The organism is Pseudomonas sp. NPDC089401 (genome assembly GCF_044749485.1).
Taxonomy (GTDB): domain Bacteria; phylum Pseudomonadota; class Gammaproteobacteria; order Pseudomonadales; family Pseudomonadaceae; genus Aquipseudomonas.
In genome coordinates this window covers 551,067-563,652 of the sequence record NZ_JBIVIA010000004.1, presented here as the reverse complement: position 1 = coordinate 563,652, position 12,586 = coordinate 551,067, and the positions used below count along the sequence as shown (strand labels likewise).

General features: G+C 65.6%; 15 protein-coding genes and 1 other RNA gene. 10 read left to right on the top strand and 6 right to left on the bottom strand.

Annotated elements, in window-relative coordinates; translation table 11 throughout:
• The first annotated feature begins 105 nt into the window (after nucleotides 1–105).
• From ubiD to ACIP21_RS12960, 3 genes are all read left to right on the top strand, one after another.
• Nucleotides 106–1,572 (top strand): 4-hydroxy-3-polyprenylbenzoate decarboxylase, encoded by a 1,467-nt coding sequence (ubiD, locus tag ACIP21_RS12970; protein WP_013974733.1) that lies wholly within the window; start codon nucleotides 106–108, stop codon nucleotides 1,570–1,572.
• A complete protein-coding gene (locus tag ACIP21_RS12965) occupies nucleotides 1,572–2,540 on the top strand; it encodes a CDP-6-deoxy-delta-3,4-glucoseen reductase (protein WP_400687924.1) in 969 nt (322 codons plus the stop codon). The genes ubiD and ACIP21_RS12965 overlap by 1 nt, the downstream gene beginning before the upstream one ends.
• 246 nt (nucleotides 2,541–2,786) lie before the next feature.
• Nucleotides 2,787–3,446 carry a gamma-glutamylcyclotransferase gene (locus ACIP21_RS12960; RefSeq protein ID WP_400687922.1) on the top strand — a complete coding sequence of 220 codons (660 nt, stop codon included), beginning with the start codon at nucleotides 2,787–2,789 and terminating at the stop codon, nucleotides 3,444–3,446.
• A gap of 73 nt (nucleotides 3,447–3,519) precedes the next feature.
• Here ACIP21_RS12960 and ACIP21_RS12955 read toward each other — a convergent pair whose 3' ends face one another.
• Nucleotides 3,520–4,497 carry an NADPH:quinone oxidoreductase family protein gene (locus ACIP21_RS12955; RefSeq protein WP_400687920.1) on the bottom strand — a complete coding sequence of 326 codons (978 nt, stop codon included), beginning with the start codon at nucleotides 4,495–4,497 and terminating at the stop codon, nucleotides 3,520–3,522.
• 169 nt (nucleotides 4,498–4,666) lie between these two features.
• Between ACIP21_RS12955 and ACIP21_RS12950 the strand changes: the two genes are divergently transcribed.
• On the top strand, nucleotides 4,667–5,074 hold the full coding sequence (locus tag ACIP21_RS12950; protein ID WP_400687918.1) for a flagellar basal body-associated protein FliL: 408 nt from the start codon (nucleotides 4,667–4,669) through the stop codon (nucleotides 5,072–5,074).
• A gap of 281 nt (nucleotides 5,075–5,355) precedes the next feature.
• On the opposite strand, the gene ACIP21_RS12945 is transcribed toward ACIP21_RS12950, so the two are convergent.
• Nucleotides 5,356–5,808 carry an EVE domain-containing protein gene (locus ACIP21_RS12945; RefSeq protein ID WP_400687916.1) on the bottom strand — a complete coding sequence of 151 codons (453 nt, stop codon included), beginning with the start codon at nucleotides 5,806–5,808 and terminating at the stop codon, nucleotides 5,356–5,358.
• 178 nt (nucleotides 5,809–5,986) lie between these two features.
• Here ACIP21_RS12945 and ACIP21_RS12940 point away from each other — a divergent pair, with 178 nt between their 5' ends.
• Complete coding sequence (locus ACIP21_RS12940) at nucleotides 5,987–6,136, top strand: hypothetical protein (RefSeq protein ID WP_400687914.1); 150 nt, start codon at nucleotides 5,987–5,989, stop codon at nucleotides 6,134–6,136.
• A 16-nt stretch (nucleotides 6,137–6,152) separates the two neighbouring features.
• On the opposite strand, the gene ACIP21_RS12935 is transcribed toward ACIP21_RS12940, so the two are convergent.
• From ACIP21_RS12935 to ACIP21_RS12920, 4 genes are all read right to left on the bottom strand, one after another.
• On the bottom strand, nucleotides 6,153–6,761 hold the full coding sequence (locus ACIP21_RS12935) for a 5-formyltetrahydrofolate cyclo-ligase (RefSeq protein WP_400687912.1): 609 nt from the start codon (nucleotides 6,759–6,761) through the stop codon (nucleotides 6,153–6,155).
• 57 nt (nucleotides 6,762–6,818) lie between these two features.
• Nucleotides 6,819–6,998, bottom strand: a non-coding RNA gene (gene ssrS, locus ACIP21_RS12930) — 6S RNA.
• Nucleotides 6,999–7,015: 17 nt separating this feature from the next.
• A complete protein-coding gene (locus ACIP21_RS12925; protein WP_400687910.1) occupies nucleotides 7,016–7,336 on the bottom strand; it encodes a cell division protein ZapA in 321 nt (106 codons plus the stop codon).
• Nucleotides 7,333–7,515: a TIGR02449 family protein gene (locus ACIP21_RS12920; RefSeq protein ID WP_031322377.1), complete on the bottom strand. Its 183-nt coding sequence runs from the start codon at nucleotides 7,513–7,515 to the stop codon at nucleotides 7,333–7,335. Before ACIP21_RS12920 ends, ACIP21_RS12925 begins: the two co-directional genes overlap by 4 nt.
• Nucleotides 7,516–7,697: 182 nt before the next feature.
• On the opposite strand from ACIP21_RS12920, the gene ACIP21_RS12915 reads away from it, so the two are divergent.
• The 5 genes from ACIP21_RS12915 to ACIP21_RS12895 are packed head-to-tail and all read left to right on the top strand — an operon-like array spanning nucleotide 7,698 to nucleotide 12,511.
• Nucleotides 7,698–8,252, top strand: a complete 555-nt coding sequence (locus ACIP21_RS12915) for a YecA family protein (protein ID WP_400687909.1) — start codon at nucleotides 7,698–7,700, stop codon at nucleotides 8,250–8,252.
• A 22-nt stretch (nucleotides 8,253–8,274) separates the two neighbouring features.
• On the top strand, nucleotides 8,275–9,609 hold the full coding sequence (gene pepP / locus ACIP21_RS12910; RefSeq protein ID WP_400687907.1) for a Xaa-Pro aminopeptidase: 1,335 nt from the start codon (nucleotides 8,275–8,277) through the stop codon (nucleotides 9,607–9,609).
• Nucleotides 9,606–10,805 (top strand): 2-octaprenyl-6-methoxyphenyl hydroxylase, encoded by a 1,200-nt coding sequence (gene ubiH / locus ACIP21_RS12905; RefSeq protein ID WP_400687905.1) that lies wholly within the window; start codon nucleotides 9,606–9,608, stop codon nucleotides 10,803–10,805. Before pepP ends, ubiH begins: the two co-directional genes overlap by 4 nt.
• The gene (locus tag ACIP21_RS12900) at nucleotides 10,802–11,284 is read left to right on the top strand and encodes a DUF4442 domain-containing protein (protein ID WP_400687903.1); all 483 of its coding nucleotides are present in this window, start codon (nucleotides 10,802–10,804) and stop codon (nucleotides 11,282–11,284) included. The genes ubiH and ACIP21_RS12900 overlap by 4 nt, the downstream gene beginning before the upstream one ends.
• A gap of 9 nt (nucleotides 11,285–11,293) precedes the next feature.
• Nucleotides 11,294–12,511, top strand: a complete 1,218-nt coding sequence (locus tag ACIP21_RS12895) for a 2-octaprenyl-3-methyl-6-methoxy-1,4-benzoquinol hydroxylase (protein ID WP_400688000.1) — start codon at nucleotides 11,294–11,296, stop codon at nucleotides 12,509–12,511.
• Nucleotides 12,512–12,586 lie beyond the last annotated feature (75 nt).

Sequence of the window (12,586 nt, the reverse complement as noted above, 5' to 3'; positions counted from 1 at the left end):
CGCGATGGGCCGCAAAGCGGCCCCAATCCATTTTTGCCCCCAAACAGATCCCGAACGGCGCTACACTCTGCACCCCGACCGATACGGCCAACACGAGGCTCATGCATGCAGTATCGCGATTTGCGCGACTTCATCCGTGGCCTGGAGCAGCGCGGTGAACTCAAGCGCATCCAGGTTCCGATTTCCCCTGTCCTGGAAATGACCGAGGTCTGCGACCGCACCCTGCGCGCCAAGGGCCCGGCGTTGCTGTTCGAAAAGCCTACTGGCTTCGACATCCCGGTGCTCGGCAACCTGTTCGGCACGCCGGAGCGCGTGGCCATGGGCATGGGCGCCGAGTCGGTCGACGAACTGCGCGAGATCGGCAAGCTGCTGGCCTTCCTCAAGGAGCCTGAGCCGCCCAAAGGCCTGAAGGACGCCTGGTCCAAGCTGCCGATCTTCAAGAAAGTCGTATCCATGGCACCGAAGGTGGTCAAGGACGCGGTGTGCCAGGAAGTGGTGATCGAGGGCGACGACGTCGACCTTGGCGCGCTGCCGATCCAGCATTGCTGGCCGGGCGACGTGGCGCCGCTGATCACCTGGGGCCTCACCGTCACCCGCGGCCCGAACAAGGACCGGCAGAACCTGGGCATCTACCGCCAGCAGGTGATCGGCCGCAACAAGGTGATCATGCGCTGGCTGAGCCACCGTGGCGGTGCGCTGGACTACCGTGAATGGTGCGAGAAAAACCCGGGCCAGCCGTTCCCGGTCGCGGTAGCCCTGGGTGCCGACCCGGCCACCATCCTCGGCGCCGTGACCCCGGTGCCGGACACCCTCTCCGAGTACGCCTTCGCCGGCCTGCTGCGCGGCAACCGCACCGAGCTGGTCAAGTGCCGCGGCAGCAACCTGCAGGTGCCGGCCACCGCCGAGATCATCCTCGAAGGCGTGATCCACCCAGGCGAAATGGCCCCGGAAGGCCCTTACGGCGACCACACCGGCTACTACAACGAAGTCGACAGCTTCCCGGTGTTCACCGTCGAGCGCATCACCCACCGGCAAAAACCGATCTACCACAGCACCTACACCGGCCGTCCGCCGGATGAGCCGGCGATCCTCGGCGTGGCGCTGAACGAAGTGTTCGTGCCGATCCTGCAGAAGCAGTTCCCGGAAATCGTCGATTTCTACCTGCCGCCGGAAGGCTGCTCGTACCGCATGGCGGTGGTGACCATGAAAAAGCAGTACCCGGGCCACGCCAAGCGCGTGATGCTGGGTGTGTGGTCGTTCCTGCGACAGTTCATGTACACCAAGTTCGTTATCGTCACCGACGACGACATCAACGCCCGCGACTGGAACGACGTGATCTGGGCCATCACCACGCGCATGGACCCCAAGCGTGATACGGTGATGATCGACAACACGCCGATCGACTACCTGGACTTCGCGTCGCCGGTATCGGGCCTGGGGTCGAAGATGGGCCTGGATGCCACGCACAAGTGGCCGGGCGAGACTACACGCGAATGGGGCCGGGTCATCGTCAAGGACGAGGCCGTCACCCGCCGTATCGATGAGCTGTGGGATCAGTTGGGAATAGATTGATGCAGGTAACGTTGCAACCGTCCGGGGCGGTGCTGGCGCTCGAACCCGGGGAACGGATCCTGGATGGTGCGCGGCGGCTGGGCTATGACTGCCCGAACAGCTGCCGCAATGGCAATTGCCATGTCTGCGCCGCGTTGTTGGTCGAAGGCAGGGTGCGCCAGGACGGCGAAGTCCGCGACCATGGCGAGTTGTTCACCTGCATCGCCGAACCGCTGGAGGATTGCGTGTTGCTCTGGGATGGTGTGCTCGCCCTGGGCGAGCTGCCAGTGCGCAAGCTGGCATGCACGGTCAGTGAGTGCGTCGAGGTCGGTGGCGACGTCTGGCGCGTGCGCCTGCGCGCGCCGGCTGGCAAGCCGCCGCGCTACCACGCCGGGCAGTACCTGATGATCGAGCGCGAAGGTGGCAAGCAGGCGGCGTTCTCGCTGGCCTCGGCGCCGCATGCCGGGCGTGACCTCGAGCTGCACGTGCTGGGCCGCGAAGACAGCGCCCGGCAATTGCTGGCGCAGTTGCAGCGTGATCGCCTGGCGCGTATCGAGATGCCGTTCGGCGACACCCACCTGGCCGAGCTGCCGGACGGGCCGCTGGTGCTGATTGCCGCGGGCACTGGCATGGGCCAGATGCACAGCCTGGTCGAGCACTGCCGCGCGCAGGGCTTCAAGCACCCGGTGCATCTGTACTGGGGCGTGCGCCGCCCTGAAGACTTCTATGCCATCGAACACTGGGACGAGTGGCTGCGCCTGCCCAACCTGTTCCTGCACAAGGTGGTCAGCGACCTGTGCGGCTGGGAAGGGCGTTGCGGCATGCTGCACGAGGCGGTCTGCGAGGACGTGAACGACCTCAATGCCGTGCACGTGTATGCCAGCGGCTCGCCGAACATGGTCTACGCCACCCTCGACGCCCTGGTCGAGGCCGGCATGGATGCGCACCGCATGCGCGCCGATGTGTTCGCCTACGCACCGCGCGGTTAATAACCGAAGTTTGAAGTAGTGGGTATAAGGCGGTGATTGTTACCGCCTTGGCCATTAACTTTCCTGGCCTTCGAAACAGTGCTCCCCAGTCGTCGGAACTGTGCATGAAAGTCTCTTCATGGGACTTGAGCAGTGGCGCGTTTCTATCCTATGGTTACTGCAAGCGCCCGTGGCGCGGCCGCCCAGGCCGCGTCGCCAGCGCCTCACGTTTCATGCGTAGCAAATAGGGAATAATGGCGGCAGCTTATGTCGGCACTGGAAAGTTTGTCCTGGAAAGTTTCATATCCACCGACGCTCGACTTCGGTCAGCAACTGACTCGCGAGCAACTGTGCAACTCGATGCAGACGACCATGGCACGCCATCAGGGCGGGCCGGTGTGGCTGTTTGCCTATGGCTCGTTGATCTGGCGACCGGAGTGCAACTCCGTGGAACGCCAGCGCGCACGGGTGCATGGTTATCACCGCGGGCTGTACTTGTGGTCCCACGAACACCGCGGCACGCCGGAGACACCGGGCCTGGTGTTCGGGCTGGACCGCGGCGGCTCGTGCAGCGGTTTTGCCTACCGGCTCGAAGAGAGCAACCTCGATGATTCGCTGATGGCGCTGTGGCAGCGCGAGATGCCGTACCCGGCCTATCGGCCGCACTGGCTCAGTTGCCGGTTGGGCGATGGCAGCAAGGTGCAGGCGCTGGGGTTCGTGCTGGAGCGGCACTTGCCGTGCTATGCGGGGGACCTGCCGGATACCTTGCTGAGCCAGATCCTGGCCAGTGCCAAGGGGCGCTATGGCAGCACGCGGGATTATGTCGAGCAGACCTTGAACGCTTTGCGTAGCCACCAGATGCCCGATCGCAACCTCGAGGCGCGGTTCAGGCGTTGCCATAACCTGCACGGGCCTCTTCGCGGGTGAACCCGCTCCCACAGGTATTGCGCAACGCGGTCTCTGTGGGAGCGGGTTCACCCGCGAAGAGGCCGGACCTGCCTTACCTGGCCATTACCACCAACTTACCCACAGCCTTGCGCTGCCCCAGTTGCTCGATCGCGGCCCCCGCCTCAGCCAGTGGATAAGTCTTCGACACCAGCGGCTTCAACTTCCCTTCGGCATGCCAGGCAAACAACTGCCGGAAGTTCGCCGCATTGTCCTCCGGCTGACGCTGGGCAAAGGCACCCCAGAATACCCCGAGCACCGCCGCGCCCTTGAGCAGCACCAGGTTCGCCGCCATCTGCGGGATCGTCCCGCTGGCAAACCCGACCACCAGCAGCCGCCCTTGCCACGCCAGCCCGCGCACGGCCTGGTCGAACAGCTCGCCGCCGACCGGGTCGTAGATCACGTCCACGCCCTGGCCGCCGGTCAGGCGCTTGATTTCCTCCTTGAGGCTGGCCTGGCTGTAGTCGATCAGCTCATCCGCCCCGGCGGCCTTGGCCACGGCAAGTTTGTCTGCGCTGCTGGCCGCCGCGATCACCTTGGCGCCCATGGCCTTGCCGATTTCCACCGCTGCCAGGCCGACGCCTCCCGAGGCGCCCAGTACCAGCAACGTCTCCCCAGGCTGCAACTGGCCGCGCTGCTTGAGCGCGTGCATCGAGGTGCCGTAGGTCATGCCGAACGCCGCCGCCGTGGCGAAATCCATGGTTTCGGGGATCGGCATCACGTTGTAGAACGGCGCCGCCACCTGTTCGGCGAACGCGCCCCAGCCGGTCAGGGCCATCACCCGGTCGCCGACCTTGAAGCTGCCCGCGCGCTCACCGGTTGCTGCGACCACGCCCGCCGCTTCGCCCCCTGGCGAGAAGGGCAGTGGCGGTTGGAACTGGTATTTGCCTTCGATGATCAAGGTGTCGGGGAAGTTGACCCCGGCCGCCTGCACGTCGATCAGCACTTCGTTCTTCTTCGGCACCGGGCTGGCCACGTCTTCCAGCACCAGGCCTTTGGCCGGGCCCAAGGTTTTGCACAACACAGCTTTCATCGGGGCTATTCCTTTGCGTGTGGTGGCCGATAATTGTAGGAACACCGCCTGCCGGGTCAACGAGCATGCCCCGCCCTGATGGGCTGGCATAAGTGCCGGCACAAGCCCGGGCTTGGGTTTGCGCGGCATGCTCGGTAAGCTGGCGCCAATTGTATTGAGGAGCGAATTCGTGAAAGCGTGGATCTTGATGGTACTGGCCCTGATGCTGCCGGTGGCGGCCATGGCCGAAGAAGCCAAGGAAGGAGATGCCAACAAGGTCTCCTACATCAGCCTCAGCCCACCCTTCGTCGGCAACTACGCCCTCGACGGCAGCCCACGGCTGCGGGTGTACAAGGCCGACGTGGCCCTGCGAGTGACCGGCGATGCCGCCGCCGCCGCGGTTAAGCACCAGGAACCGCTGATCCGCAACCAGCTGGTGGCGCTGTTCGCCCAGCAGGGTGTGGATAACATGAGCAACGTCGATGCCAAGGAAAAGCTGCGCCAGGAAGCGCTGAAGCAGGTGCAGCAGGTGATGGAATCGGAAGAGGGCAAGCCGATTGTCGAGGATCTGCTGTTCAATAACCTGATTGTGCAGTGATTGGCCTGGCTATAGAGATTTGGCGCCTGTGAGGTCGAGCGCCGCCCGCGCGGCGCATCGCGAGCAAGCTCGCTCCTACGTTTGTTTCGGGCCAGTAACGCTTGCGGCAGGCGCGCGCGACTGCCCTGTTTGTACGACGCGATATCACGCCATGCGCCAAAGCGTTCGCGCGCAAATCTCACAGGAATAACTGGCCCGAACAGACGTAGGAGCGAGCTTGCTCGCGATGCGCCGCGCGGGCGGCGCTCGATCGCAAGCGCGCTGCAACACCCAAGCCGAACTCAGCGCGCCAGCGCAATGATCGCCGCCCACTGCTCTTCAGTCACCGGCATCACCGACAACCGCGTGCCTTTCTGCACCAGCGGCAATTCCTCAAGCGCAACCTGCTGCTTCAGCAGCCCCAACCCCAGCACCTGGCGGAAGGTCTTCACGTGGGCCACATCCACCGCGCTCCATGGGTTTTTCTCGTCGTTGGCCTTGGCGTCGAAGTAGTGGCTCTCGGGGTCCAGCGCGGTCGGGTCGGGGTAGGCCTCCGCAGTAATCCGGGCAATCCCGGCGATGCCCGGCTGCGGGCAACTGGAATGGTAGAAAAAGAACTCATCGCCGACGCTCATGGCCCGCAGGAAGTTGCGCGCCTGGTAGTTGCGTACGCCGTCCCAGCGCGCCTCGCCCAGGCGGCCAAGGCCTTCGATCGAGAGCTCGTCGGGCTCGGATTTCATCAGCCAGTAGGCCATGGATACTGCTCCTGAAAAGGTTTGAAATAACCTGTTGCACGAAACCGACAGCCGGTTGGCGTCAACGTTTGCGTGAAGGCTCAGGTTGGCGGAAAATGCGCCGATTTTAAAGCTAGACGCTCCGGCGGCACCCAGAAGGTCGCCGAGCCTGAACGTATGCCTAGGGGGGCATTCTTCGATGAATCAACGCAAACCGGATCTGCTGTGGATCCTGGTCTTCATCTTTGGTCTTGGCGTGGTCACCACCGGTTATGCCCAGGGTTTCTGGGAGCGCAAGCTGGACAACGCCTACCAATCCCAGGTCGACGCCAGCCAGCCGCAACGCTGATTTTCCGGCAAACCGTTCAGTTCGGCGCCAGGTACCAGCCCCGGTCGCTGACCGTACCCTGCAGGGGTACGTCCCAACTGGCCTGAGCCAGTCGCTCGACCTTCTGGCATTCATGCGCCAGCCCCAGCAGCAAGGGTTTTTTCCACGTCTTGCGGCGTGCCTGGTAGGCCAGGCTGCGGTCGTAGAAACCACCGCCCATGCCCAGTCGCCCGCCCACTTCATCGAACCCCACCAAGGGCAGCAGGATCAGGTCCAGCGCCCAGATCGGCCGTTGACGCTTGCGCTCGGTCACCGGCTCCGGAATACGGAAGCGGTTGCGCTTGAGCTTTTCACCCTGTTCGAAACGCTGGAACACCATGCGCGTGCGCGGCCAGGCGTGCAGCACCGGCAGGTAGGTGCGCTTGCCCCGGCGCTGGGCCTCGCGCAGCAGCAGGCGCGGGTCGATTTCACCGTCGTTGGGCAAGTACAGGGCGATGTGCCGGGCGCGGCGGAACAGAGGGTCCTGGGCCAGCTGGCGGTACAGGCCGAGTGAGGCCTGGCGTTGCTGGGCGGGTGTCAGGGCGCGGCGGGCGTTGCGCAGCAGGCGACGAAGCTGGGGACGGGTGAGCGGTGCACTTTCGGTCATGGCTCGCGCGTTCCCAGGTGTCGGATTGCCTGCCGTGGAAGGCAGGCAAAGAGAATCAGGCTCCCCGATAAGACCGCTATCGGTGTAGCCCTTGAACCCGAAAGTTCAAGGTGGAGATTGCAGGGGGCGTTAAGGCTTTCCGTCGGGCGGACATGCACACCGGCCCCAGCGTGCAACCCCCGTGGTTGTGCGTATCGGCTCAGGGACATAACCGACTGGCGCATCCCCCAGGGAGTGGCGCCAGTATACCAATCTCAACCGATTTTGGTACCCGCGTCGTCGGACAAAGCCTGATCGACCCGTTCCAGCAGGTCGCGCACCTGTTCGCGGTTGGTGCCACTGGCCGGCACGTCGTTGCGGTCTTCCTGGCGATGCAGCATCTCGTGGGTGATGTTCAGGGCCGCCATCACCGCGATGCGGTCGGCGCCGATCACCTTGCCGCTGCTGCGGATCTCGCGCATCTTGCCGTCCAGGTAGCGCGCGGCGCTGACCAGGTTGTTGCGCTCCTCAGGCGGGCAGATGATCGAGTATTCCTTGTCGAGGATCTGCACGGTGACGCTATTGCTTGAACTCATGAGTCTTGCTCCAGGGCCTTCAGGCGTAAAATCATCGACTCGACCTTGCGCTTGGCGATTTCGTTCTTTTCGATGAGGTGGGCGCGCTCCTCGCGCCAGGATTTTTCCTGAGCTACTAGGAGTGCATTTTGCCGTTTTAGTTGCTCGATGCGCTCGATCAGCAACTCGAACCGGCTCATCAGCGCTTGCAGATCGTTCTCTTGCGTGGGTTGCACTCGCTTCGCTCCGTCGTTGATTCACCCTGCGATGATGCCTCGCCCTGCGCGATGCAGGCCAGTGCCGATGGTCTTGGCGCGCCTGCCGGTGCTAGGATACAAGGTCTTCATTCTAGTCAAATGCGCCGCCTGGCGCCTAGCCGACCATGCCTAATACCCAATCGCCCTACACCGCTTTCGCCGCCTTGCTGTCGAGCAATGGCCACCCAGTTTCCCCTGCCGAGCTGCACGGCCTGCTGATCGGCCGCAGCTGCGCCGGTGCCGGCTTCGATGCCGACGCCTGGCTGGCCGACGCCGCCGGCCTGCTGGAGAACGAGCCGCAAGACACCGTGCGCGCCGCGTTGCTCGGCCTGCAGGAGATGGTCAAGGCCGAGCTGACCGGCGAGGACATCGCCATCGTCCTGCTGCTGCCGGGCGACGAAACCGCGCTGACCGAACGCGCCACCGCGCTGGGCCAGTGGTGCCAGGGCTTCATCACCGGCTTCGGGCTGAACGCCGGTGGCAAGGAACTGTCCACCGATGCCAAGGAGGTGCTGCAGGACCTGGTGGCGATTTCCCAGGTCCAGGAAGCCCTCGAAGAATCCGAAGACGGCGAGAGCGACTACATGGAAGTCATGGAATACCTGCGCGTCGCACCGCTGCTGCTGTACACGGAGCTGGCCGCGCCTGCCGCACCCGCGCCGAAACCTTCGCTGCACTGATCAACCGGGGGTCGTCCTGCCCATGAGCCACATTCCCAAGGCCGAGTATGCCCGTCGGCGCAAGGCGCTGATGGCGCAGATGGTCCCCAACAGCATCGCCATCCTGCCCGCCGCCGCGGTTGCCATCCGCAACCGCGACGTCGAGCACGTGTACCGCCAGGACAGCGATTTCCAGTACCTCAGCGGCTTCCCCGAGCCCGAGGCGGTGATTGCGCTGATCCCTGGGCGCGAGCACGGCGAATACGTGCTGTTCTGCCGCGAGCGCAACCCGGAACGCGAGCAATGGGACGGCCTGCGTGCCGGCCAGGAAGGCGCGGTGCGGGATTTTGGCGCCGATGATGCGTTCCCGATCACCGACATCGACGAGATCCTGCCGGGCCTGATCGAAGGCCGCGAACGGGTCTACAGCGCCATGGGCAGCAACCCCGAATTCGACCGCCGGCTGATGGACTGGATCAACGTGATCCGCTCCAAGGCCCGCCTCGGCGCCCAGCCGCCGAACGAATTCGTTGCGCTGGATCACCTGTTGCACGACATGCGCCTGTATAAATCGGCGGCGGAAGTGAAAGTGATGCGCAGCGCCGCGGACATCTCCGCGCGCGCCCATGTGCGCGCCATGCAGGCCTGCCGCGCCGGGCTGCACGAGTACAGCCTGGAAGCCGAACTGGACTACGAGTTCCGCAAGGGCGGGGCGAAGATGCCGGCCTACGGTTCGATCGTCGCCGCCGGGCGCAACGGCTGCATCCTGCACTACCAGCAGAACGACGCCCCGCTCAAGGACGGCGACCTGGTGCTGATCGACGCCGGCTGCGAGATCGACTGCTACGCCAGCGACATCACCCGCACCTTCCCGGTCAGCGGGCAGTTCTCGCCGGAGCAGAAGGCCATCTACGAGCTGGTGCTCGCGGCCCAGGCCGCGGCGTTCGCCGAGATCGCCCCCGGCAAGCACTGGAACCACGCCCACGAGGCGACCGTGCAGGTGATCACCGAGGGCCTGGTGGCGCTGGGGCTGCTCAAGGGCGAGGTACAGGCGCTGATCGACAGCGAGGCCTACCGCGCCTTCTACATGCACCGCGCCGGGCACTGGCTGGGCATGGATGTGCATGATGTCGGCGAGTACAAGGTCGGTGGCGAGTGGCGGGTACTGGAGCCGGGCATGGCGTTGACCGTCGAGCCGGGTATCTACATCGCGGCCGACAACGAAGCAGTCGCGAAGAAATGGCGCGGCATCGGGATCCGCATCGAGGACGACGTGGTGGTGACCAGACAAGGCTGTGAAATCCTCACCTCGGGTGTGCCGAGGACAGTCGCCGAGATCGAGGCGCTGATGCAGGCGGCCCGTAAGGACGCGGCATGAACCGGGTCAACCTGGCAATCATCGGCGGCGGCCTGGTCGGCGCCAGTCTGGCCCTGGCCCTGCAGGCCGGTGCCAAGGCGCGGGGCTGGAAGATCCTGCTGATCGAGCCGTTCGCCCCGGGCGACAGCTTCCAGCCCAGCTACGATGCGCGCTCCTCGGCGCTGTCGTTCGGCACCCAGCAGATCTATCAGCACCTGGGCCTGTGGCAGGCGATCCGCCCGCGCGCCGAGCCGATCCGCCAGATCCACGTGTCCGACCGCGGCCGCTTCGGCAGCACCCGCCTGGACGCCATGGAGGAAGGCGTGCCGGCACTGGGCTACGTGGTGGAGAATGCCTGGCTCGGCCAGTGCCTGTGGCAAGGGCTGGACCGCGACGTGGTGAGCTGGCGCTGCCCGGCCGAAGTGAAGGCCATGCAGGCCATCGAAGGCGGCTACCGGCTGTTGCTGGACGACGACACGAGCCTGGAATGCGACCTGGCGGTGCTGGCCGACGGCGGCCGCTCCGGCCTGCGCGAGCAACTGGGCATTCATGTGCGCCGCACGCCTTACGAGCAGAGTGCGCTGATCGCCAACATTTCCCCGGGCGAGGCCCATGGCGGCCAAGCCTTCGAGCGTTTCACCGAACAAGGCCCGATGGCCTTGCTGCCGTTGCCCGAGAACCGCTGCGCGCTGGTCTGGACCCGGCAGGGGATGGATGCCAGGCGCCTGGCCGAGATCGACGAGCGCAGCTTCCTGCGCGAGCTGCAGCACGCTTTCGGCTACCGCCTTGGCGCCCTGCGCCAGGTCGGCGCGCGGCACCTGTACCCGCTGGCGCTGGTCGAGGCCCAGGAGCAAGTGCGCCCGCACCTGGTGGTGCTGGGCAACGCCGCGCACAGCCTGCACCCGATCGCCGGGCAAGGCTTCAACCTGTCGTTGCGCGACGTGCAGGCGCTGGCCGACGCCTTGCTCGCCGGTGCCCAGCACCCGGGCGAGCTGGCCACCCTGCAGGCCTACCAGCAGCGCCAGCGCCTCGACCAGGCCATGACCATCGGCTTCTCCGATCAGGTCACACGCCTGTTCGGCAGCAACCAGCCGCTGCTGGCGGCCGGGCGCAACCTTGGCCTGCTCGGCCTCGACCTGCTGCCCCCGGCAAAAAGCTGGTTCGCCCGCCAGGCCATGGGCCTGGGCACCCGTCCCGATCCGCGAGGCCAGGCATGAGCAACCCGCGCAAGCTGGCGCGCCGGGCGCGCCTGTTGCGCTGGCTGCTGAACCTCTACCCGCCGTACCTCGGCGCCGGCATCCGCATCCAGCACATCAGCCCCGACATGCGCAGCGTCAAGGTGCGCATGAAGCTGACCCGCTGGAACCGCAACTACGTCGGCACCCAGTTCGGCGGCAGCCTGTACTCGATGGTCGACCCGTTCTACATGTTGCTGCTGATCGAGCAACTGGGTCGCGAATACATCGTCTGGGACAAGGCCGCCAGCATCGATTTCATCGCCCCGGGCAAAGGCCCGGTGCATGCCGAATTCCACGTCGATGACGCACTGCTGGACGAGATCCGCCAGCAGACCGCCACCGGCAAGAAGTACCTGCCGCGTTTGCAGGTCGATATCCGCGACGACGCCGGCGAGCTGGTGGCGCGGGTCGATAAAACCCTATATGTGCGGCTCAAGCCGCAAGCGAGGCAGGCGTAAGGCATGGAAATGCGCGCAGATGTGTTGATTGTCGGTGCCGGTATGGTCGGCAGCGCCCTGGCCCTGGCCTTGCGCCACACGGGCCTGGACATTCTCCTGCTCGACGGCGGCCCGCTGTCGGTCAAGCCCTTCGACGCCCAGGCTCCCTTCGAGCCGCGGGTCAGTGCCCTGTCGGCGGCCAGCCAGCGGATCCTCGAGCGCCTCGGTGCCTGGGAAGGCATCGCCGGGCGCCGGGTGTCGGCGTATTCCGACATGCACGTGTGGGATGGCAGCGGTACCGGCCAGATCCACTTCTCGGCGGCCAGCGTGCATGCCCAGGTGCTCGGCCATATCGTCGAGAACCGGGTGGTGCAGGACGGCCTGCTGGAGCGCCTGCACGACAGCGACGTCGGCCTGCTGGCCAATGCCCGCCTGGAACAGTTGCGCCGCTCCGGCGACGAATGGCTGCTGACCCTCGCCGATGGCCGCCGCCTGCGCGCGCCGCTGGTAGTGGCCGCCGATGGCGCCAACTCGGCGGTACGCCGCCTGGCAGGTTGCGAAACCCGCGAATGGAATTACCTGCACCACGCCATCGTCACCAGCGTGCGCTGCAGCGCCGCACACCAGGCCACCGCCTGGCAGCGCTTCACCGACGAGGGGCCGCTGGCGTTCCTGCCGTTGTCGCGCGACGGCAGGCAGGACTGGTGCTCGATCGTCTGGTCCACGACACCGGAGCAGGCCGAACAGGTCATGGCGCTGGATGACGTGGCCTTCCTCAAGGCCCTGGAGCGCGCCTTCGAGGGCCGTCTGGGCGAGGTGCTGGAAGCCGACCCGCGGGTCTGCGTGCCGTTGCGCCAGCGCCATGCCAAGCGCTACGTGGACGAGGGCCTGGTGCTGATCGGCGATGCCGCGCACACCATTCACCCGTTGGCCGGGCAGGGCGTCAACCTGGGCTTTCTCGATGCCGCAGTGCTGGCCGAGGTGCTGGAAAGCGCCTGTGCCCGGGGTGAGCGGCTGGCGGATGTGAAGGTGCTGAGCCGCTACGAGCGCCGGCGCATGCCGCACAACCTGGCGTTGATGGCGGCGATGGAAGGGTTCGAGCGGTTGTTCCAGGCCAATCCGTTGCCGCTGCGCTGGTTGCGTAACAGTGGGTTGAAGCTGGTGGAGCAGATGCCGGAGGCCAAGGCGCTGTTCGTGCGCCAGGCGCTGGGGTTGACCGGGGACCTGCCGGAATTGGCCAGGGCTTGAGATTGTTGGGGCTGCTTCGCAGCCCTTTCGCGACACAAGGCCGCTCCTACAAGGGACTGCGGTTTCCTGTAGGAG

Coding starts and splice junctions, on each gene's coding strand:
- ACIP21_RS12940 (WP_400687914.1), top strand. CDS start 5,987: ATGAATCAACGCAAACCGGATCTGCTGTGGATCCTGGTCTTCATCTTT.
- ACIP21_RS12900 (WP_400687903.1), top strand. CDS start 10,802: ATGAGCAACCCGCGCAAGCTGGCGCGCCGGGCGCGCCTGTTGCGCTGG.
- ACIP21_RS12945 (WP_400687916.1), bottom strand. CDS start 5,808: ATGGCCTACTGGCTGATGAAATCCGAGCCCGACGAGCTCTCGATCGAA.
- ACIP21_RS12965 (WP_400687924.1), top strand. CDS start 1,572: ATGCAGGTAACGTTGCAACCGTCCGGGGCGGTGCTGGCGCTCGAACCC.
- ubiH (WP_400687905.1), top strand. CDS start 9,606: ATGAACCGGGTCAACCTGGCAATCATCGGCGGCGGCCTGGTCGGCGCC.
- ACIP21_RS12915 (WP_400687909.1), top strand. CDS start 7,698: ATGCCTAATACCCAATCGCCCTACACCGCTTTCGCCGCCTTGCTGTCG.
- ACIP21_RS12935 (WP_400687912.1), bottom strand. CDS start 6,761: ATGACCGAAAGTGCACCGCTCACCCGTCCCCAGCTTCGTCGCCTGCTG.
- ACIP21_RS12925 (WP_400687910.1), bottom strand. CDS start 7,336: ATGAGTTCAAGCAATAGCGTCACCGTGCAGATCCTCGACAAGGAATAC.
- ACIP21_RS12920 (WP_031322377.1), bottom strand. CDS start 7,515: ATGAGCCGGTTCGAGTTGCTGATCGAGCGCATCGAGCAACTAAAACGG.
- ACIP21_RS12895 (WP_400688000.1), top strand. CDS start 11,294: ATGCGCGCAGATGTGTTGATTGTCGGTGCCGGTATGGTCGGCAGCGCC.
- ACIP21_RS12960 (WP_400687922.1), top strand. CDS start 2,787: ATGTCGGCACTGGAAAGTTTGTCCTGGAAAGTTTCATATCCACCGACG.
- pepP (WP_400687907.1), top strand. CDS start 8,275: ATGAGCCACATTCCCAAGGCCGAGTATGCCCGTCGGCGCAAGGCGCTG.
- ubiD (WP_013974733.1), top strand. CDS start 106: ATGCAGTATCGCGATTTGCGCGACTTCATCCGTGGCCTGGAGCAGCGC.
- ACIP21_RS12955 (WP_400687920.1), bottom strand. CDS start 4,497: ATGAAAGCTGTGTTGTGCAAAACCTTGGGCCCGGCCAAAGGCCTGGTG.